General features: G+C 40.0%; 14 protein-coding genes. 5 read left to right on the plus strand and 9 right to left on the minus strand.

All coding sequences use genetic code 11. The features are described 5' to 3' along the window. Nucleotides 1–237: 237 nt before the first annotated feature. The gene (locus L3V25_RS00070) at nt 238–1,119 is read left to right on the plus strand and encodes an NAD(P)-dependent oxidoreductase (RefSeq protein WP_237294308.1); all 882 of its coding nucleotides are present in this window, start codon (nt 238–240) and stop codon (nt 1,117–1,119) included. 67 nt (nt 1,120–1,186) lie between these two features. Here L3V25_RS00070 and L3V25_RS00075 read toward each other — a convergent pair whose 3' ends face one another. From L3V25_RS00075 to L3V25_RS00090, 4 genes are all read right to left on the minus strand, one after another. Next, nucleotides 1,187–1,591, minus strand: coding sequence for a DUF1801 domain-containing protein (locus tag L3V25_RS00075; protein WP_237293501.1), 405 nt, complete (start codon nt 1,589–1,591; stop codon nt 1,187–1,189). 266 nt (nt 1,592–1,857) lie between these two features. Further along, complete coding sequence (locus L3V25_RS00080) at nt 1,858–3,438, minus strand: polysaccharide lyase family 7 protein (protein WP_237293502.1); 1,581 nt, start codon at nt 3,436–3,438, stop codon at nt 1,858–1,860. Between the two features lie 362 nt (nt 3,439–3,800). After that, nucleotides 3,801–4,556 (minus strand): exonuclease domain-containing protein, encoded by a 756-nt coding sequence (locus L3V25_RS00085; RefSeq protein WP_237293503.1) that lies wholly within the window; start codon nt 4,554–4,556, stop codon nt 3,801–3,803. 126 nt (nt 4,557–4,682) lie between these two features. After that, nucleotides 4,683–6,461, minus strand: a complete 1,779-nt coding sequence (locus L3V25_RS00090; protein ID WP_237293504.1) for a transporter — start codon at nt 6,459–6,461, stop codon at nt 4,683–4,685. Nucleotides 6,462–6,927: 466 nt separating this feature from the next. Here L3V25_RS00090 and L3V25_RS00095 point away from each other — a divergent pair, with 466 nt between their 5' ends. Both L3V25_RS00095 and L3V25_RS00100 read left to right on the plus strand, forming a co-directional pair. Continuing rightward, complete coding sequence (locus tag L3V25_RS00095) at nt 6,928–7,578, plus strand: hypothetical protein (RefSeq protein WP_237293505.1); 651 nt, start codon at nt 6,928–6,930, stop codon at nt 7,576–7,578. A gap of 345 nt (nt 7,579–7,923) precedes the next feature. After that, nucleotides 7,924–8,643: an oligogalacturonate-specific porin KdgM family protein gene (locus L3V25_RS00100; RefSeq protein ID WP_237293506.1), complete on the plus strand. Its 720-nt coding sequence runs from the start codon at nt 7,924–7,926 to the stop codon at nt 8,641–8,643. A 303-nt stretch (nt 8,644–8,946) separates the two neighbouring features. Here L3V25_RS00100 and L3V25_RS00105 read toward each other — a convergent pair whose 3' ends face one another. After that, nucleotides 8,947–9,945, minus strand: a complete 999-nt coding sequence (locus L3V25_RS00105; RefSeq protein WP_237293507.1) for a polysaccharide lyase family 7 protein — start codon at nt 9,943–9,945, stop codon at nt 8,947–8,949. 511 nt (nt 9,946–10,456) lie between these two features. Here L3V25_RS00105 and L3V25_RS00110 point away from each other — a divergent pair. After that, nucleotides 10,457–12,481, plus strand: coding sequence for a hypothetical protein (locus tag L3V25_RS00110; protein ID WP_237293508.1), 2,025 nt, complete (start codon nt 10,457–10,459; stop codon nt 12,479–12,481). A gap of 137 nt (nt 12,482–12,618) precedes the next feature. On the opposite strand, the gene L3V25_RS00115 is transcribed toward L3V25_RS00110, so the two are convergent. Together L3V25_RS00115 and L3V25_RS00120 are read right to left on the minus strand one after the other, a co-directional pair. After that, on the minus strand, nt 12,619–14,490 hold the full coding sequence (locus L3V25_RS00115; protein WP_237293509.1) for a DUF294 nucleotidyltransferase-like domain-containing protein: 1,872 nt from the start codon (nt 14,488–14,490) through the stop codon (nt 12,619–12,621). A gap of 133 nt (nt 14,491–14,623) precedes the next feature. After that, nucleotides 14,624–15,352 (minus strand): FadR/GntR family transcriptional regulator, encoded by a 729-nt coding sequence (locus L3V25_RS00120; protein WP_237294309.1) that lies wholly within the window; start codon nt 15,350–15,352, stop codon nt 14,624–14,626. A 425-nt stretch (nt 15,353–15,777) separates the two neighbouring features. Here L3V25_RS00120 and L3V25_RS00125 point away from each other — a divergent pair, with 425 nt between their 5' ends. Continuing rightward, entirely contained in the window at nt 15,778–16,494 is a 717-nt protein-coding gene (locus tag L3V25_RS00125) for a FadR/GntR family transcriptional regulator (protein ID WP_237293510.1), read from the plus strand. A gap of 141 nt (nt 16,495–16,635) precedes the next feature. On the opposite strand, the gene L3V25_RS00130 is transcribed toward L3V25_RS00125, so the two are convergent. Both L3V25_RS00130 and L3V25_RS00135 read right to left on the minus strand, forming a co-directional pair. Next, entirely contained in the window at nt 16,636–18,405 is a 1,770-nt protein-coding gene (locus L3V25_RS00130) for a transporter (RefSeq protein ID WP_237293511.1), read from the minus strand. 120 nt (nt 18,406–18,525) lie between these two features. Then, nucleotides 18,526–20,670 carry a heparinase II/III family protein gene (locus tag L3V25_RS00135; RefSeq protein ID WP_237293512.1) on the minus strand — a complete coding sequence of 715 codons (2,145 nt, stop codon included), beginning with the start codon at nt 20,668–20,670 and terminating at the stop codon, nt 18,526–18,528. Nucleotides 20,671–20,683 lie beyond the last annotated feature (13 nt).

Raw genomic sequence — 20,683 nt, forward strand, 5'->3', positions numbered from 1 at the left:
TGCATCATTATATTGAAACCTAACACTGGCAGGCTTTGGGCGCAGCGCATAAGGTTTCCTCATAGTACAAAAGGCAATACTGAGTGAATTCCACTCTATTATTAGTGTCAATTTCGTGATCTATGTTGCTTAAGTCACAGAAAGCAACTTTATCTTCCTTCATTTGATTGCTAAACCAAATCCATACCTATAGAATCACCTCACTTAGCTATATAATAATACAATTGGAGAGATATGATGACTAAACCTGTTATTGGTTTTATCGGCCTAGGCCTTATGGGCGGCAACATGGTAGAAAACCTACAAACTCGTGGCTACCAAGTAAATGTAATGGATCTTAATAAAGACGCTGTTGCAGCTGTTCTAGCTCGTGGCAACGCAGCAGAAGCATCATCTGGTAAAGAACTGGCTGAAAAAAGCGACATCGTAATGCTTTGTCTAACAACGTCTGAAGTTGTAGAGAAAGTAGTATACGGTGAAACAGGTATCCTAGCGGGTATGTCTGAAGGCAAAACGCTAATCGACTTCGGTACTTCTATCCCAGCTTCTACTAAGAAGATTGGTGCTGACCTTGCTGCTAAAGGCGCAGGTATGATCGATGCTCCTCTTGGTCGTACTCCAGCTCACGCTAAAGATGGTCTGCTAAACATCATGGCAGCTGGCGACATGGAAACTTTCAACAAAGTTAAACCAGTTCTTGATGACCAAGGCGAAAACGTATTCCACCTAGGTGCTCTAGGTTCTGGTCACGTAACTAAGCTTGTGAACAACTTCATGGGTATGACAACTGTTGCGACTATGTCTCAAGCATTCGCAGTTGCAAAACTAGCAGGCGTTGACGGTCAGCAATTATTCGACATCATGTCTGCTGGTCCTTCTAACTCTCCGTTCATGCAATTCTGTAAGTTCTACGCTGTAGACGGCGAAGAAAAACTAGGTTTCTCTGTTGCAAACGCAAACAAAGACCTTGGTTACTTCCTTGCACTATGTGAAGAGTTAGGTACTGAGTCTCTAATCGCTCAAGGTACTTCTACAAGCCTACAAGCAGCAGTTGATGCTGGTCTTGGCCAAAACGATGTACCAGTTATCTTTGATTACTTCATGGGTTTGAAAAAGTAATCATTAAATAACCTATTACTTGATAACAAAGTTAAGCTGCAATATAAGCGATTATATTGCAGCTTTTTTATGCACCAAGTAAAGGTAGATGCTTACGTTGTTGATAAGTTAATGCTAGCGCTAAGCAATGTTGAATGGCGGCTTCAGGCAATGGTTTTGATAACGACAACACGATGGCTCGGTTCCCCTGAAACTCTAATTCTTCACCATACAACTCTCGAAAGGTATCAAGTAACTTAGTTTGGCAATGAAAGAAAAGATAATAATGATTGGGTGATTTCAGTTTCCAGTCCATTCTTATTGGCGTTCCCATCTTGGTACAGTAGCTCGGTTCGCCCCATTTAAGCGACTCCTCCACTTCGCCTAACTCTAGGTCATTAGCCACTTTAAAGATCAGGCTTCTCAACGCTTCTAATCGAATTCGAGCACTTTCAGGATATTCATCAAAACGTTCTTTGATTAACTTGTTCATTTGATTTCCCTATATAACCTAGTTGCTCAAGATGCAGGTTCCCTTGAGTTTAAGTCACTATTTTCATTAACACTTTTTATTAAGCCTTATTATCGCGAATAGTATATACCCAAAGTAATTGGAGTTGCAGTGAGGCGACAAGTGAATGAGCGCGGTCAACAAAGCTGCAGCTTCAAGTACGAAGGGTATAGACGTAAAAAAGGCACTGAACGTAACCGAACAGTGCCATTGAATTTTAGGGGGGTATTAATCAGTCAGTAACTGGATTATTTACCTGTGTATGTGCCGTGCGATTTTTCTAGTTTATAGAATGTCGCTTGAACATAATCATCTAAGTCGCCAGAGATGTTTTGGTTGTATACGCCAGCTTTAAAGTACATGTACTTGCCGCCAACGTCATAGCCACTTTCACTCATATCAACCACTTGTTGTACATCTTCTTTACCATCACGCTTAACAGTAACCGTTAGAGTATTACCTTTAACTTCAATGCGGTAAGTGAATTTCTCACCTAGAGCAATACCATCATCGCCGATTTCGCCCGTCATGCCACCAACAAGGTCATAGAACGCATCTGTGCCTTTTAATGTGTTTTCGTGAGCAAAGTAAACCGTACCTGTATTTTGGTTTGGTAGTTTACGGTAGTACAAACGGATTGGTTCGTCATCTTGGTCATGGATCTGGCCGATAATGAAACGACCTACTTGGCCTGCTTCACCTGTCGTTGTCGTGTGGTCAACTTTCAATGTTGCTTCAAGAACACCATCAACTCCGCCAGCTGCTTTTAGATCTTCAACCGGTGCTGAGCCAAATACCCAGTTGTTTTTGTTTACACCTTTCGTTGAGATCGACTCATCACCTTTACGTAGCATTTCACGCATTTCAGTACGTGCGTACTTAGTGTTTTTCGAAGTACGAACACCTTTAATGAAAGTTTTAAAGACTAAACCACCGTCATCAGCAGTGTAGAATACATCTGGGTGTTCATAACCGTTTGCTAGGTTCCATTCTGAAACATCATCAGGACGGTTGTTACCATCGTGGTCAAATGGTTGAGATAAGTACCATTCTGTTAGGTCAAAGTTTTCGCTTGGCTTATTGCCCGCTTTTGGCGTTGCTGGCAAACCAGTTACCGCAGGTAGTGCACTTCTTGTGTCACATTTAACGCTAGTATCACATGGGTAAACTGCTGGTGCGCCGAAGTTACCTTTACGTAGGTCTTTACGCGCTTCTTTTTGTGCTGCTGCTTCTGCCGCCATTTGAGCGATCATTGCTTGTTCAGCTTTAACAACATCATCAGTAATCACTTCTGACGTTGGGCAAGAGTTTAATGAACAGTTGATTGCGGCAAACTCTGTCACACTGTTCCAATCATTGCCGGTGTTACCGTGACCAACATATTTAACATAGCGAGCTTGTACTGGTTCAAAGTCAAAACGTTCTAAACCAATAACGCGACCTGAACTTTCTTGACCTTCTAGAACAGGTGTCCAAGTTTTACCATCAACACTGACAAGCACATCAAATTTGCTTACACGCTCATTACCTTTACTGAAAGCTGCGCGCACTGCATCAAATTCATGTACTGAACCGTAATCAAAGGTTGCCCATTCGCCGTCACCATTTGCAGACCAACGAGTCGTTAGATCTTGGTCAAACATACGGTCTGGACCATTACCATCATGGCTGCTTGCATCAATCGCGGTTGGAGTCAAAACAGCAACACGAGGTCCCTCTTGTTTTGCTGCCATTTCAGCGGCTTTTTGAGCATCGGCGCCATTAGATGAACAGCCCATTGCTAATACAACAGATGAAGCCAGCAAGCTTTTTAGAAAAATATGTTTCATCTCTACATCACCTATAAAATGAGGTTAAAAAATCAAAGGTTTATCAGTTAAAATTTTATTTACTAAATGAATCAAACAAGGCCATTCTTTCATACTCTTATAATACAAATAAGAGTCTAAATATAAAAACGAGACCAAGATCAGCTATTGCAATCGATTTAAACTTAAAATTTTGGATGAGATCTTAAAATTGATAACCAAAGAAAAGAGATGGCTTTTTAGAGAAGAAAAAATGATGAGACAAAGCACAAACTCAGCCAGTAAACCCACCATTTAAATAATGATAAAACAAATGATTCTCTCACTATTCATTCGTAATTTTTATGCATTTCAGTGGGTATAAATATGAGTGGGTTTAGACATTAACCAAAGACATTTTTAGATACTGGTGCAGTATGCTTGTTGAAAATATCTTCAATTTTAATTTCCTGCTCTTGATTACCGAAAATATTCACCATTTGAGCTAGGAAAAGCTCCGCACAAGATATTGAATCAATTAAAGCATTATGAGCAGGATACGCCGGTAAATGGTGTTTTAATCGAACATCGGTTAACTGATAGCTACAGGTTTCAGGGTGCTGAATGTAAGTTAAACATTTTTCGATTTTTAAAGTATCAATCCACACGACAGGTAGTTGATCAATGCCAAATTTTTGTTGCACATAGTGATCAATAAATTGCTTTTCTACCACAGCGCCATGAACCAACACTACTTTGCCACGCATCATTTCAAAAAGCTTGTCCATGGTTTGGTCAAGTTCATGCCCATCTTCAAGCATTTCAGGCACGATATGGTTAATGATGGCACTTTCTGAATTAATCCCTTCCGAACGGTTAAGATAAACATGCCTTGCCATTTCCACATCAATCTTCGACTTAACCATTGGAACGGTACCAATACTAAGAATCGAACATTTCAATGGGTTCAACCCTGTGGTTTCAAAATCTAAAGCTAGAAAGTGTAAAGAATCTACCGGAGTGCCCAACTTGGGAGCAGGATAAGAAAGTAACTGTCGCAAGCCATCGGGCCATTGGTCATTAATAGAAATACGTTTGCGGGCATCTTCAATTTTGGTCAGAGGATGACCAAATAACTGCGACTTTATATGCTCAAACATCTATTTACCTTACCTAATTATAAAAATATTCATCTTCATTAAACGAACAAAAAGCCAGCGAGTCAATTCGCTGGCTTTTGATTGTTATAAAGAAATGTGACTTTCTTTATCGCTTAGAGCAGTAGCTTACGATTTAGAATCCGCTTCAATTTGAGCATCTTCTACTTTGTTGTCTACCGCTTTCACAAGTAATAGACCAACACCTAGTACAATCGCACCACAAAGAACAAACACGAAGCGTCCCCATAGTGGATTTGGAATAACGAACATTGCCATTACACCGATACCTGCAACACTGATTAGTGTGCCTAGCATACGACGCTGTTTGTTATCTAGGTTTTGTTGTTCAGCACTTTCGTTTACTAACGGTGTTGCAAGGTTAGTAAAGAATAGGTCAACGTCTTTCTCACGGTGTGGAGCAAGTTTCTTATAGAACAGCGTTGATAGCATGAAGAAACCACCAGTGAAGACGATGTGAGCAACTAGACCAATCGCAACTTTCAAGTCAGACCATTCACGCTTAGTTAGCTCTTCTAGGCCGAACCATGCTGATACGTGGTCTGCAGTGATAACGAAACCTACGTAGTAAGAAACGAAGCCACCGACAACTAGCGTACCCCAACCTGCCCAGTCTGGAGTCTTACGGATGAAGAAGCCAAGGAATGCTGGAATAGTCATTGGGAAGCCGATTAACGCACCAACGTACATCATTGTGTCAAACAAGCTCAGACCTTTCAGTGAGTTGATGAACAATGCAACCATGATGATAGCTAGACCGAAGAAGGTAGATGTGATTTTAGACACAAGTACTAATTCTTTTTCAGTCGCATTTTGACGCAATACAGCTTGGTAGAAGTTCTTAACAAAGATACCTGAGTTACGGTTCAAGCCTGAGTCCATAGAAGACATAGTTGCAGCAAACATTGCAGCAATCAGTAGACCAACCATACCGATAGGCATGTACTCTTGTACGAAGTATAGGTAAGCGAAGTCAGCTGCTTTACTACCCGCTTCTGGGTAATGCGCGGCTAAGTCAACACCTTGACCTGCGATGAACCAGCTAGGCATGAACCAAATGATTGGGCCCATAGTCATCAAGATACACGCTAGAAGCGCCGCTTTACGTGCGTTTTTAGAATCTTTTGCAGCAAGGTAACGGTAAGAGTTAAGCATGTTGTTAGTAATGCTGAACTGCTTCACGAAGATGAAGAATGCCCAGATACCGAAGATGCTTACATAGTTAAGGTCACCACCTGTCATGAACGATTCAGTTGGGAAGTTGTTTACGATGTTAGTCACACCGCCACCTTGAATCATTGCAACAACCGCAGCCGTAACCGTTACTGCCATGATAATAACCATTTGCATGAAGTCAGATGCGATAACCGCCCAAGAACCACCTGTTACTGACATTACCAGTACAACCAGACCCGTTAGGATGATTGTCGTGTTCATATCAAAGCCGAAGATACCAGAAGCAATGATCGCTAGACCATTCAACCAAATACCTGCCGAGATAACACTGTTAGGCATGCTTGACCAAGTAAATACTTGCTCATTACCACGACCAAAACGCATACGAATGGCTTCAATTACCGTAATAACGCGTAATTGACGGAATTTCGGAGCGAAGTAAACGTAGTTCATCAAGTAGCCAAATGCGTTGGCAATAAAGATAATTGCTACTGCAAAACCATCGTTATAAGCTTTACCTGCTGCACCCGTAAAGGTCCATGCACTAAACTGTGTCATAAATGCCGTAGCACCAACCATCCACCAGAGCATGTTACCGCCCCCACGGAAGTAGTCACTGGTGTTACTAGTAAATGTGCGGAACATCCATCCAATTGCGATTAAGAAGAGGAAGTAGATTCCGACAATGGCAGTATTTAAATCAAGTTCCATCGTGATATCCTTTTTTTGTAATTTTGATTTCCAGAACAATATAACCAACAAAAATTCTATTTGTAGTACAATATTGCCATTGCGTGACCTTCATCGACTTTCACCCCTCCGATTTTGTATGACAAGTGATCTGAGTCAATAAAATCATTTCATCCTTACTTACAAATAGACACATTTCTCGCCAGCAAAATTAAAAACGCCTTCTATATATAAGTTAGCTCTTCCCCCTTTAAGCTTAACCTTATGAAATATTAGCCTTTAAATATAACAATTTAGAAACAAGAAAAAGTATCAACTCATAACATCAACGATTAAATATCATGCAATATCTTTAAAATGATCGAGAGCACACTTTTTTAAATTGGATAGCTCACAACGTTATCGAATAATAAAAATTTCTACCGCTTCACATTAAGTCATACAATAATAGATTACTTTATTAGCAACTTAATAAGGGAGTATTAATATGAAAAAGATAGTATTAGGTTTAGCGGTCAGTTCATTATTAATGGGTTGTGCATCTACTTCTGACGACGCGACACCGAGTGCAACAACCGCCGCTCAAACTGGTAGCTTAATTCAAGATGGTCAACTAACAGACTTTAGAGCGAACAGTGGTAGTAGTGATGTTTGGGTAAAACACGCAGACAAAAGTGCAGGCCTTGGTGATGTAGGTAGTTCAAAAGACACTGCTTTTGATGATGAAGGCTCAGCTCGTATACGCTTTATGAGTGCAAATGATGACTTTTCTGCAACGCCTGGCTTAACACAACAAGTAACAGGTTTAGAGCAAAACACCGACTACAGCCTTTCTTTCTATTATTACGACAACAAAGGCACTAACTCTATCAGTGAAGTTGAATTTGGTTTAAAAGATTCAACGGGTAAAGATATTGCTTCTAAAACCGTTCATGCTCGTGATGTAGCACAAAATCCATCGGGCAGCGTAAAAAGTGGTTTTAAGTTAACTACCCTAGATTTCAATTCCGGTAGTAATACAAATGCACAAGTCTTCTTATATATGTCAATCACCGATCCAAGCCAAATTGATAAAAATGGTGACATTGGTAAGCAAACAGAAGTTCGTGTGGATGAATTCAAAATCACCAAAAAATAATTATCTCACTAAATGACCATCGATTAACCTTCGATAAAGCCTTATAGAATCAAGGCTATACAACTAGAAATTAAATTGTAGAGCCTTATTTTCATCAAAAGAAAACCATTAATTTGTTTATTGAGATCACACTTTTCGATCTAACCAGCTTAAAAATATGAACTATTTAGAATAAGTAGATCTGTTTCACATACATCGACCCATAACTTATTTATATTTCATTTGTATTATTTAAGTTCAATAACACAAATTAAAGAAATGAGAATGTTGTTCCTTTTGCAATAACTTTGCTGGCTCATTTCACAGTTACACAATTAGAAACCATAACTACACAGGACGTTGGATATGTTCAAATTAAATAAAGTTTTACTTGCTACTACTGCCGCTCTACTTGCTACAACAGCGGTTAATGTAAACGCTGCTTCTGTTGATTACCGTCACGAATACAAACACGGTACGGAATCAAACGGGGATCGCATTAAAATTGGTGGTAGCACCAAAGTTGAGTTAGGTACGCATTACTACTCAGTAGAAATGAAATTTAACGGTAAATCAGAAAGCTACGGTTATCAGGATTTAGAGCGCGGTGATTCAGAGTTTGTATACGAATTTAAACATTACATAACTGACAAGTTCTATGTACAGCCTGGTATGCCAATCACCTTTGGTGAAGAGCGCGTAACTTATAAACCACAGCTACGTATTGGTTATGATTTTGATTCTGGAATCACAACTAAACTACGCTACCGTCATGAGTTCCGTGATTACACTGATGATTCAAAATACAATGGTGATACATGGCAGAAAAGTAAAGTTACCGCGAACCTAGATTATACTTGGAACAATATGATCCAATTTGGTTTTGAAGCTAACTATGAAAAAGCTCATGAAGATATTTGGACTTTATATGATAATGATACTTGGAACTACGATTACAACCTAAAAATCGGTTACAAGAATGACTCAAACTGGCGTCCGTATGTTGAGTTCGGTAACGTAAGTGAAAGTAGCTCAACTGACAAGCGTCAATTACGTAGCCGTGTAGGTATCACTTATAGCTTCTAATCATTTTTAGATACTACACAATATTTAAAGCCAGGCTTATAGTCTGGCTTTTTAGTATCTAATGCATAGTAAGTTTATCGATTAATTAGTAACATTAGAGAAACAACCACACCAAAGAAAGCCCTTCCCTTTACCAGTATCTTTTTATAAATTAATGGTCAACTACTAATAGAATGAAGCGTTCAGAGTTGAATTCAGGGAAAGATTGGGAAAGGTTGCGAATGGTTAACTAAAACACTTCAAAGGTGGGGATAAATTAAGCGCACGAATAAAATATCGTACGCTTAATTTGAGGTATTATTCTTAATTATGTTGAGTAGACAACGAATAGAAAGTCGCTTGGACATAATCGCTGTCAAAACTGGTGTTATTTTGATTGTAAACGCCAGCTTTAAAGTACATATACTGACCAGCATCAGCATAACCACTGCCGTGCATATCAATCGTTTTGCTCACATAAGTATTATCTAAACGCACAATAGTAACGGTTAATTTATCTCCGACCACTTTAATTTGATAGCTGAACTTTTCATTTAATGCGATACCATTTGATGGATTACTCGCATCATCATCCTTACTACCAATAATCTCATGCCAATATTCACTACCATTGCGAGTTTCATGGGCAAAATATATTGAGCCTTTAGAATTATTAGGCAGTTTACGGTAATACAAACGAACCGGCTCATCATCATTTGCATGAATTTGACCAATAATCACTCGCCCAATTTGGTAACCTTTACCGCCTGTTGTGACATGGTTAACGGCTAACGTGGCATTTAAAACCCCATCTACCCCACCCGCTTTAGCTTGTTCTGATATCGGTGCAGAAGAAAATACCCAGTTATTTTTATTCACACCTTGCGTTTTAATATTGGTATTACCTTGGCGAAGCATTCCACGTAACTCCGTTCGGGTATAACTGGTATTTTCAGAGGTTTTAGGAGCTTCAACTTCGACTTTAAATACCATGCCGCCATCACTTTCAGATGTATAAAAATAATCTTTTAGTTCATAACCATTATTTAACTTTTCTTCATAAATGCTGTCAGATTTTCCATATGGTTCATCTATATCAATTGGTGCTCCTAGATACCATTTAGTTAAATCAAAGTTCATTGATGGTGGCAACATAGGATCTAAATTAAAGCTAGTAGATGGTGATACCAATGAAGCGGTATCAGCATTTCCTTTATCAGAGCTTGCCTCATCCGAATCAGATGAAGATGATCCCCCGCCACACCCTGCTAAAATAGCGGATATTGACAGCACTAACGTTGTTTTTTTCATCCATGGCTTCATTGATATTTCCTTAATGAAAGATCACACTAAACATGCCGCTACAGCCATTAGTGATTATTCTAATTAACATTCAATAATAATCTTTCAAAGCCACCATTAATCATACAAAAAGATCGCAATAGTGTGATATTAATAACATAAAGATCAATATTAACCACGCTTATAACCACACCAATAAATGTTTGATCCAGATCACCACAAAATAAAATAAAACTTTAAATACATAAAGTTAAATGAAAATAACCATCCTCACATTTATATTATTTCACCTTGTAAATTTATTTATCTTCAATCTAGATCACGAATCCAACATCAATCTCAATAAACAATTGTATTATTAAATTATAACACCCAAAATTATAAACACATTAATCAATAAGTGATGATCTCAAGGATAGAGAAAACATTTTTGACACAAACATGACTTAACGCATTACGTAAACGATTCCGAAAAACTATTTCAAAGAACCGGGACAACAAAAAGGTTCGACTAACTATTAGGATGATAATTATGAAATTAAAACCAATTGTACCTCTGATGTCATTGATATTTGCTGCCACGCTTACAGGCTGTAATTTTGATGGTTCAAGTGATGAAAGTGAGGCAGATGATGGCGGAAGTGGCACTGTCCCAACAACATTATCTTCTGATGCTTACTGGAATATTGGTGGCAATGCAGCAACGTTAAGTGGTGTATCAACTTATTCAGAAGATTTACCAAACGTGCATGTTTTTGATGGCGATAAACAATATTACTACGATGATGATGCTGACTTTGGAACATATACGGTAACAACACATGCTCTTGAGCAAAATGCCGAAGCTGCCACACTTCGATTTACTCATTACCATGATAATACTTCGACTGAAGTTGATGGTGAATACCAAGTTTCAGATGGCATCCTTACAATTGATACCGGTGGTAGTTTTGGTGTTCTATCAGCTTCAGATAAATCTGATGATTCCAGCATCGAAAGTGCAATAGGTGCAGCGAATAAAGAAGCTGGAATTTCTTTTGGTAATAAAGTTGCCCAGCTACTAGATACAACAACCGTGGATTCTGGTGAACTGCGCATTAAATTTGCTGATTCATCAACTGATGTAGGTGTAGAAACTATTGTTTCAGGTAAAGTTAGCTTCGACCTAACGTATCAGTTAGATGAAGATACTATTCAAGACGCTACTGATAGTGGTGATAGTGTTTATATTTCACTCTTTAATCCAGGCGGAAACACAAGCAGTAACGATTTACACACTGAAATAATCTTAAATAAGGGTGAGATGGAATACAGGATAATAGATGATAAATTACCTGTTGATGGTTCATTCAATGAGGGGGAAAAACTTGAGGTAGAAATCTCTTGGTCAGCATCTGATGCTACGCTCAAAATTAATGGTACAGAATATGCGATTCAAAGTTATAACCCTAATGGTGGAGTTTCTGTATTTGCCATTAAATTGGGGGATACATCAAAAACAACACCGTATGAATTGCTAATTGATAATCTTAAACTTTATTCAAATAACTCTGAAAAATTCACTGATAATTTTGAAGGCTATGAAGAAGGTCATGAATTATCTGAAAATCCATACAATGGAAGCAGCTTCGAAGCCACAGTTATCAATGAAAGCACAAGCAGTTCAGACGATTCAACAGATACTGGTGGTGAAACAGATAATGGGACTGACACTGGTGGTGAAACTGACAACGGCACTGATACCGGTGGCGAAACTGACAACGGCACTGACACCGGTGGTGAAACTGACAACGGTACTGATACCGGTGGCGAAACAGATAACGGCACTGACACCGGTGGTGAAACTGACAACGGTACTGATACCGGTGGCGAAACAGATAACGGCACTGACACCGGTGGTGAAACTGACAGCGGCTCGGTTATAACCGAAGGTTTTGATTCATATAACGTTGGAACACATATCGAAGATACCGGTTCGCCTTGGAAATCATATAATACAATTTTTGATGATTCTGCAGCATATACTTCAATTGCAATGGTTTCTTCGGACCAATCTACTACTGATAATAATTCCTTACTTATTGAAGATTTAGATGGTAGTAAACCTTATGTCGTTAGAGATTTTAGCGCTGGCGCTGCAACATCTGGTTCGGTTTCTTTAGATGTATTTGTACCTAGCTCAAATAATAAAGGTGTTTATATTAATATTGGAACAGACAAATCAGATTCAAAACGTTATTTTGAAATGAGACTTTCAAGTGGAAGCTTATACCTTGAAGCCGGTGATAAATATATCCCTGAGAATTCTGATGAAGAAATAGATCCAGATGTAAAACTACAAAGTGTGGTACCTGTAGATTCATGGAATACAATAACTTTGTCTTGGGAAAATGGTATGGTTGATGTCTCTGTTAATGGAACATTAGAGCATAGTATGAGTCAATCAGAAACAGGTCTATCATCCACATTACCAACACAATTAACTTTATATACTGGTGATAACGGCAGTACTGGAACCAAAGCCTACTTCGATAACATTAAATCTGATTTATTCTAATAATATAAATTAGCTCAACCAAAAAGGACGCTCCCCAGCGTCCTTTTTTAATACCTCATATTTACTCTCAAATTAATCACCTCAACTACCAATAAGTAAACCACTCTTATCCGCAGTTGAGGTTAACTATTTTTGATTTAGTACCCTACCGAACCAAAGCGCAGTTTTGCGGCGTCTTGCAAGTCGGCGATGATTCTAAAGGCATCTTTTAAGTGCTGGCGTTCAAAGCTACCGAAGTTATTCGGGTCGATGTAACTATCGGGTGCGACACCATGTTTTAGCTGCTGTAATTGGTGGTTATAACGGAACTGAGCGATAAAATGGTAAGAGCCGATAATATTCTTATAAGCATCTTCACTTAAAATTCCCGCTTCTTTGGCAGCGGCAAAACGGCTTTCAGTATTAGATGAATCACACTCAACCGCTAAACCATAAATACGCGCTAAATCGATAATTAAATTAATCGCATACTTTTTAATATTCAGCACCTTGGTTTGTTCACCATTTTTTTCTAATACAAAGCTATTAAAAATACCTAACGGTGGATTGGTATTCACCGCATCACGAACCAATGCCGGCAAGAAGCTATTATTTTGTTTAATATTCTTATGCATTTCATCGCGTAGTGTTTTGGTAAATTCGCCATTACCATAAATAGAACGTATTTCTAAAAACACACTGATATTCAATAAGCATTCATATTCAGGGTTACTCACCCACTTCTTATAATATTCCTTCCATACCGATAAGGGTTGGCACCACTTCGGCGTAGCTGCCATATATTTACCAGTACATAACGGATAGCCACAGCGATCTAGACCGTTTGACACATAAGCGCCTAAATGTCTGAAGTAAATCTTATCGCTATCAGTCGCGTCATCAGAGAGCACTAAAGCGGTATCTTGGTCAGATGTGATATTCAATTCATTACGAGCATGAGAACCGGCACTGATCCAGTTGAAATCACAAGGCGGTTTGCCCAACTTATCAATGGCGATTTGAATTAAGCGGCGTGTATAAGCATCCATGATCATCGACATCACTTTGCCAATGATTTCAGAAGACACTTTCCCTTCCACTAAGGCTTCAAAAATCGCTTGGCGTTCCAGTGTGAGCTGAGATAACTCAGTCACGCTGTTGGTGTATTTGATCTTTTCAATTAAGAAGATGGCTTGCATGCGGTGATTTTGCACCAAGTGGGTCGTCGTCAATAAGCCAACTGCTTGGCCATCTTTCACCACTGGAATATTACGTATGTTGTATTCCATCATCATTGATGCCGCCTCTAGAATCAAAGCATCTGGACTTAACACTAATGGATTTGGTGTCATGACTGTTTTGATTGGATCTTGCAGTGGCGCTTCTAAAGCAATCACACGCTTGGTCATATCACGGTCGGTAATCAAACCCACAATGCTGCCATTTTCATACACAACCGCACACGAACAACGCTTTACGATTCGCATTTCATGGGCCACATCTTTAATCGACATGTTGGCGTTAACCACAGCAATCACACCGCTTGCTACATCCCCTACACGTTTGATAAACAAGCCTTTATCTTTGTTCGACCATACGACATCATGAGCAGTAGTTAAACGTACATCCGCTTGAGAAGCAAAGTATTCTGCGTATTCAGGTTTACGTTCAAACAAACGCAATAATGCTGAATGGGGAATTAAGTAGAGTAATGAGTTTTCTATTGCGGCGGCGGTATAACGGTTATCTTCGCTTGTGGTTTCGCCTAGGAAGGTAAAACCAAAGATGTCATCTCGACCTAAACGGGAGCGTAACTGACCATCGAGTTTTCTCTGTTCCATCGCGCCGGTTCGCACAATGTAGAGGTATTTTTCCGTTAGATCGCCACATGGGTCAATGACTTCACCACAGCTGACATAAGTAATTTGAACAATACTCGCGAGCTCTCGAATATCCTCTTTCAATAAGTTATTAAAAGGCTCTATGGTCGATATATATTGTTCTATATTGGCAAGAAGTGAGTCATTCATAGACATCCTCGATTTTATATTATTGTAATATTTAATTGTATACCTATAAAAAAAGCAGCGGAATCAACTTCCGCTGCTTAAATGGTAAAACTTTGAACTCTATAACTTTGAGTATCAATAAAACACGAATTGCTTAGTTTAACTCTGGCAAACGGTGCTTAGATTCTTGCAAGTGGTTTGCGGAACAAGCTCTCGCTTTATCTGCATTACCCGCCATGATGGCTTCGTAAATATCACGGTGTTCTTGCAAACATAACCCACCTTTTTGCGATGAATGCACAATGAAGTTTTTGTACATAGTCATCAAGATATTGCCAAATGGTAGGTAGAAATCGTTACCGGTTGAGTTAAAAATCAAGTTATGGAAATGCATATCGGCTGCTGTCCATTCTGCTTGATCAAAAAACTCTTCTTCTTTTTTAGCCGCAACATCGCACATTCTTTGGAAGGTTTCTGATAACTCAATGCGTTGCTCTACAGTGGCATTTTGCGCGGCAAGTGCACAGGCTTCTGGCTCAATCGCACGACGCAAACCTAAAAACTGATGAAAGAAAGTATCGTTATCAATAAGGCCATCCATCCACTCAATTAATTGAGGATCAAGAAAGTTCCAATTGGCACGTGCAACCACACGAGTACCAATCTTAGGGCGCGACTCTAATAAGCATTTTGAAGTAAGTAGCTTGACCGCTTCACGAAGTGCGGTGCGGCTCACGCCAAACTGCTCACACAAAGCCATTTCACCAGGAATAATTGAGCCTTGCGGTAATTTACCAGACAAAATGCCGCGTGCGATTTCACGTGCCACTTGCACATGCAAACTACGCTTAGAGCCTGAAATTGAATTAAATTCATTCGTCATCATAATTCTTCTTATATAGATTCTTGTCTTATTTATGGACATTGTATCACTATAACGTCCCTGCTCCAGTATTTAAAAACAAGGTTTAGGTGATATGTGTCACTTATTTATAGATAGTGCCCCTATTCTCAAAATATTGTCCTTCCGCCTGTTTAGATCGAGCTCACATTATTCGCCAATAATAGACAAATAAACGCCTCATAATTTGACGCAATTTAGTAATATTGTATTATTAATACTCTTGAGTGACTAAATACTCGCTTTAATTTAGTCATACGTTCCTAGCGTTGTTCTCAAGATGCCTACTTTATTTGTCTTTTACTTTTAAAGTGGTGATAGTTTTTATCGCTCGAGTAATTTGACACGTTGGAATTCGCTTTATAGCCAGTGCTTTACTGGCTTTTTTCCATTTTGAGAGAGACCTAATGACCGAAGAAAGTTTCAGTTTCACCCCTATGACCTATCGGCTTAATGTCTATATCGCTCAACAAATTGCTAGCCAAATTATCTGTGGCCAACTGCCTGTCGGCTCAAAGTTGCCTAATGAATTAGATTTATGCCAACGATTTGGTGTCAGTCGTACCGCTTTAAGAGAGTCGATCAAGTTATTAGCATCTAAAGGTTTAATTACCTCTAAGCCTAAAGTGGGTACTTTTATCCAACCTCGTAAGTACTGGCAGTTTTTAGATCGCCAATTACTGGAATGGCTAAAAGACAGTGAAGATCCTCAGCATTTTTTAAAACAATTCTTAGGGTTACGTAAATCGATTGAACCGGCCGCTTGTGCGTTTAGTGCTGAGTTTGCCACTGAAGAACAACGCCAGCGTTTAACTACCCATTTCAATGCAATGGAGAAAGCGAGCAAAAATAAAGATGCCGATGCTTGGACGTTGGCAGATCTGAATTTTCATGCTTTGATTTTTCAATCGACTTCAAATGACTTCTTTACCCCTTTTGGTAATGTGTTAACGACGGTTTACCAATGTTTCTTTAACCATACTTCTGTACGAGGACATTTTTGTATTAAAGAGCATCGCGCGGTTTATCAAGCGATTATGGATAAAGACCCAGAAGCCGCCAGAATGGCCTCTAATATCTTATTGAAAAACAACCATGAGTTGCTGTCGCTCAACCCTGCGTAGACGACTCTTTACCGTTTTAAGCGTTCAATTTAATTTCCTAAGTTAAGTACCCATTAAAAAAGCTCATTTCACACTGACATGAAATGAGCTTTTTAGTATTTACAATCTCTCGTTTTTAAGAGCTAACTTCCCAACAGAAATTTACTGCCCGTTCGAAATAATGCTCTCTTCCGTCACTTGTCTTATCGCCAAACGGCTTTTATACAGGTGATTGCCTGCCCATAAGATCAAGCCCCCTATCACTATGAAAGTAAGCATATCGTAACCGGTTTCAAATATAACCCCGACTAAGATAATCAACGCCCCTAACACTTGCGATAAACGACCTAAGTAAGCACCTTGTTTGCCATCCACTAAGGCTTCTTCTTGCGCACTAATTGGTGTGGCAAGGTTGTGATAGAAGATTTCTAATTCTTGCTTACGCACACCTTGAGGCTCTTTATAGAACAGTGAAGATAAAGCAAAGAAACCACCAGAAATCACAATTTGTGCCACCAGCATCGCCACAACGGTTAAATCAACACTTTCACGATGAGTAAAGGCATCTGCACCAAATAACGGCAATAACCAATTCACATCAAACACAAACTGCATAAAGCAAGACACTAACAGCCCGACAATCAAGGTTGCCCACGCAGACCAATCTGGCGTTTTAACAAACACTAACGCCAGCAATGATGGGATCACCAAAGGCATTTGCAGTAACGCGCCAAATAGCATCATCAAATCAAAGAAGCTGTATTCTTTTATCGACGCAAACAACAAGGCCGCAGCAATCGAAATCACCCCATTAAATAAGGTCGAGATCTTACTCATACGCATTTGCTGAGTTTCTGTCGCCTCGGGATTAATCACCGACTGATACACATTACGTACGAAAATTCCCGCATTACGGTTCAATGCTGTGGTCATTGGCGCAATCGTCGCGGCAATCATGGCGGCGAGCACTAAGCCAAGTACTCCTTGCGGCATGTAGTTTTGAATAAAGAATAAATAGGCGGCATTGTTCGCACTTGCGCCTAGGTTTGGATAAAAGGTTTGTAAATCGACATGCATAGTTGCGGTCACCCAAGGTGGGATAAACCACATGATTGGGCCAATCACAAACATTAAACCTGCTACCCACGCTGCTTTTCTGGCTTCTTTTTCATTCACGGTGACGAGGAAACGATAGCAAGACATCGCATTGTTGGTGCCCATGGTTTGTTTAGCCATGATAAACACTACCCACACCACAAAGATCTGCCAGTAGTTGATATCGGTTCCCATGAAAGATGGAATTTCTGATTTTTCAATTAACTGAACAGGGCCACCAATATAAATTAATGCGTAAGCGCCCACGGTTAAGGTAATCGCCATCAGCAACACCAATTGAATCACATTGGTTGCAGAAACAGTCCAAGAGCCACCACTTACAGCAATAAAGGTCACTAATATGCCAACGCCAATAATGGTGATATATAAATCAATGTGAAAAACCGCTGCAACAAAGATTGCCAAGCCATTAAGCCAAATCGCAGCTGAAATAGTGGTTAAAGGAAATTGTAGCCAAGTGAATACTTGTTCCGAGGTTTTACCAAAACGCTTACGTATCACTTCCATTGCGGTATCCACACGTAATTTGCGATAGCGAGATGCAAAGTACATGGCGGCCACAAAAAAGCCTAAAGCATTACCCCAAAATAAAAACAACACCGCTAAGCCATCTTCATACGCTTTGGCCGCCGCGCCAGTGAATGTCCAAGCAGAGAATTGCGTCATAAAGGCGGTCGCCCCTGCCATCCACCACATCATGGCACCGCCACCGCGAATAAAGCCAGAGGAAGTTTTAGCAAAGCGTTTAAAGATAAAAGCAGCAACGATAATAAAAACAAAATAGCCAGCAATGATGGAAATATCTAAACTATCCATTGTCTACAAGTACCTCACAGTAAACAGAAAAAACCGGAATACCCAATACCCAGAGACCAAGGTATATAGACATTCCGGCTTAAGTAGGTTGGTTAGAGCTCAGCAGCCCTTAAGAACAACTTATAGCTGAGCCGTTGCTCCCGTCCATTGGTATTGCACGCCATTGAATTCAACTTTGTGTTCACCTTCTGGATTCGGTTTATTAGAAATCGCAAATACGTATTTCTTACCGGTGGTTAAACTGATTTCAACGATAGTGCCTGTCGCGTTATGACCAATCACTTGCACCGCTTCAACCAATCCACGAGCACCGACTGAGGCTTCAATAGACTCATTAAAGTAACCGTGGGTTTCAAGTACCGAAGCAAACACATGATCTTTGGCTTTTTGACGCAAAATCAAAGTAGGCTCTGAACGTAAGTTGAAATCAGGATCATTGGCACCCGTGCGAGCAAAGATCACTTGGCTGCCTGTCGGTGCGCTAGAAACTAAACTGTAGTAGCTAGAGTCATGTAACCAGCTAACTAATGAGCTACCTTCTACACTACCTGAAGCCACGTTCCACAAATGCTGATAACCATCGGAATCACCTAATGGACGCAACTTGCTTTCCGTTTGGTAGTCAAAATCGGTGCGAATGATTTGGCCTTTATGATGGTATGGTAGATCGTATTCATGCTCAGCATCCGCAGTAATGCGGTACACATCAACCACAAGTGGTTTTTCAAATTCTTCTAGCTCAGGCAGTAATACGCTACGTTGCATATCCACACCGTCGTAGTACTCAGAAATGGTACCGCTCATGGCTTGGAATTTTTCATCTTCGGTTAAGAAAAAGTGTTTCTGACCGAACTTCGATTCTGCTAATGCCGTATTGAAGTTATTTTGCGTTTTTTGATCTACCACTACTGTGTTGTGTGCCACAGTTTGCTTACAGTAAGATTTATTTTCTGGAATATAACGACCGCCAAATTTAGGCTCCACGTTTACCCAACGGCCAAAACCATAGTCATGCAGCACTTCATTACCACGGTTAAATACACTTAGGTGTAAACCATCGTAGTGACCATGATCTAACGCGGAGTGATATTGGTGATCTGAGCCATGTTGACCAAACCAGATCAGTGCCATGGTGTCATCATCTTTTGCATCACGGTGACGAAGAATACTCACACCGCCTTTCTCACCTTGTGGGCCATCTGTCATAAACAAGCTGCCCCAGCTGAAAGGTTTAATTTCATCGGCAGCTTCAACGGCTTGAGATAGAGTCAAACCGGCTTTATGTACCCAAACATTTTGTTGGTGGTTCGCCATGCCTAGCAATACTTCAGTTTGCTCATAACGGTGATAACACACAGACGTTGCCATGATCACGCCTTCATCGTTAATGCTGATGGTTTTCGATGAATCGTTTAGCGCTGGTAGCGTTCCGTCTGGGAAAGCGGTTTTAAATACGGCGTATGAGGTGGTTTTGATTACTGAATCGTTAAATTCATAAATGCCTAACTCTGGTTGACGACGCTCAATCGCTTCGGCAAACAAGTAAATTGGACGCAATGAGAAACGGTGGTAATACGGACCTTCCATGTAGTAGCCATCTGGCGAGAACAATTGATCAAGCTGAGCTAAGAAACCACCGCTTACTTTGTCCATTTTTAAGCCATATAGAGCTTTGTCTACTGATTCTTGGTCATTGATTGCGTAACCACAGATACCCACTGCCGCAACAGCCCAAAGACCGTGGTTATGTACGATGTCGAAGTCATGGCCGTAAGTTACAACAAACATGTGGATCATGTGTTTGAACAAGTCATCTTCAATCTGGCGTTTTTGCGACTCTTCAAGTGTGTGGTAAACACAGCTATAGGCACACGATGAGTACAGCATCCACATGTTTTCATTCAATGTTTGGTGGAACAGTTTGCCCGGAGGATTACTGTCACGGCTAACATTGCTTTCTAGTGTTGGGTAAACCGTCGCGTACGCGGTGAGTAGTTCAACAATGTAGTCACGGTATTTTTGCTCACCAGTGATCAAGAATAAACGACCCGCAAGATCCATGTGAATGTAGTTTTGCTTGTGACGGTTATGCTCGTAACCACCACCTTCACCGTGCCCTGGAACTTCAATACCCACATCTGCCATATACGCATCGGTTTGAGCAATATCGCGAGCCAGTGCATTACCTAGCAGAGTATCTTTACCTAACTCTTTCGCTAGTTCAGCCGCTTCTTCAAAATTCATTAATAGTGGTTGGTAATTCATTCTTCTTTCCTAC

Source organism: Vibrio sp. CK2-1, assembly GCF_021726515.1.
Classification (GTDB): domain Bacteria; phylum Pseudomonadota; class Gammaproteobacteria; order Enterobacterales; family Vibrionaceae; genus Vibrio.

Bases quoted from the DNA above. Each gene is read 5' to 3' on its own strand.
- L3V25_RS00080 (WP_237293502.1), bottom strand. From the start codon at position 3,438: ATGAAACATATTTTTCTAAAAAGCTTGCTGGCTTCATCTGTTGTATTA.
- L3V25_RS00125 (WP_237293510.1), top strand. From the start codon at position 15,778: ATGACCGAAGAAAGTTTCAGTTTCACCCCTATGACCTATCGGCTTAAT.
- L3V25_RS00105 (WP_237293507.1), bottom strand. From the start codon at position 9,945: ATGAAGCCATGGATGAAAAAAACAACGTTAGTGCTGTCAATATCCGCT.
- L3V25_RS00135 (WP_237293512.1), bottom strand. From the start codon at position 20,670: ATGAATTACCAACCACTATTAATGAATTTTGAAGAAGCGGCTGAACTA.
- L3V25_RS00095 (WP_237293505.1), top strand. From the start codon at position 6,928: ATGAAAAAGATAGTATTAGGTTTAGCGGTCAGTTCATTATTAATGGGT.
- L3V25_RS00100 (WP_237293506.1), top strand. From the start codon at position 7,924: ATGTTCAAATTAAATAAAGTTTTACTTGCTACTACTGCCGCTCTACTT.
- L3V25_RS00090 (WP_237293504.1), bottom strand. From the start codon at position 6,461: ATGGAACTTGATTTAAATACTGCCATTGTCGGAATCTACTTCCTCTTC.
- L3V25_RS00075 (WP_237293501.1), bottom strand. From the start codon at position 1,591: ATGAACAAGTTAATCAAAGAACGTTTTGATGAATATCCTGAAAGTGCT.
- L3V25_RS00110 (WP_237293508.1), top strand. From the start codon at position 10,457: ATGAAATTAAAACCAATTGTACCTCTGATGTCATTGATATTTGCTGCC.
- L3V25_RS00070 (WP_237294308.1), top strand. From the start codon at position 238: ATGACTAAACCTGTTATTGGTTTTATCGGCCTAGGCCTTATGGGCGGC.
- L3V25_RS00115 (WP_237293509.1), bottom strand. From the start codon at position 14,490: ATGAATGACTCACTTCTTGCCAATATAGAACAATATATATCGACCATA.
- L3V25_RS00130 (WP_237293511.1), bottom strand. From the start codon at position 18,405: ATGGATAGTTTAGATATTTCCATCATTGCTGGCTATTTTGTTTTTATT.
- L3V25_RS00120 (WP_237294309.1), bottom strand. From the start codon at position 15,352: ATGACGAATGAATTTAATTCAATTTCAGGCTCTAAGCGTAGTTTGCAT.
- L3V25_RS00085 (WP_237293503.1), bottom strand. From the start codon at position 4,556: ATGTTTGAGCATATAAAGTCGCAGTTATTTGGTCATCCTCTGACCAAA.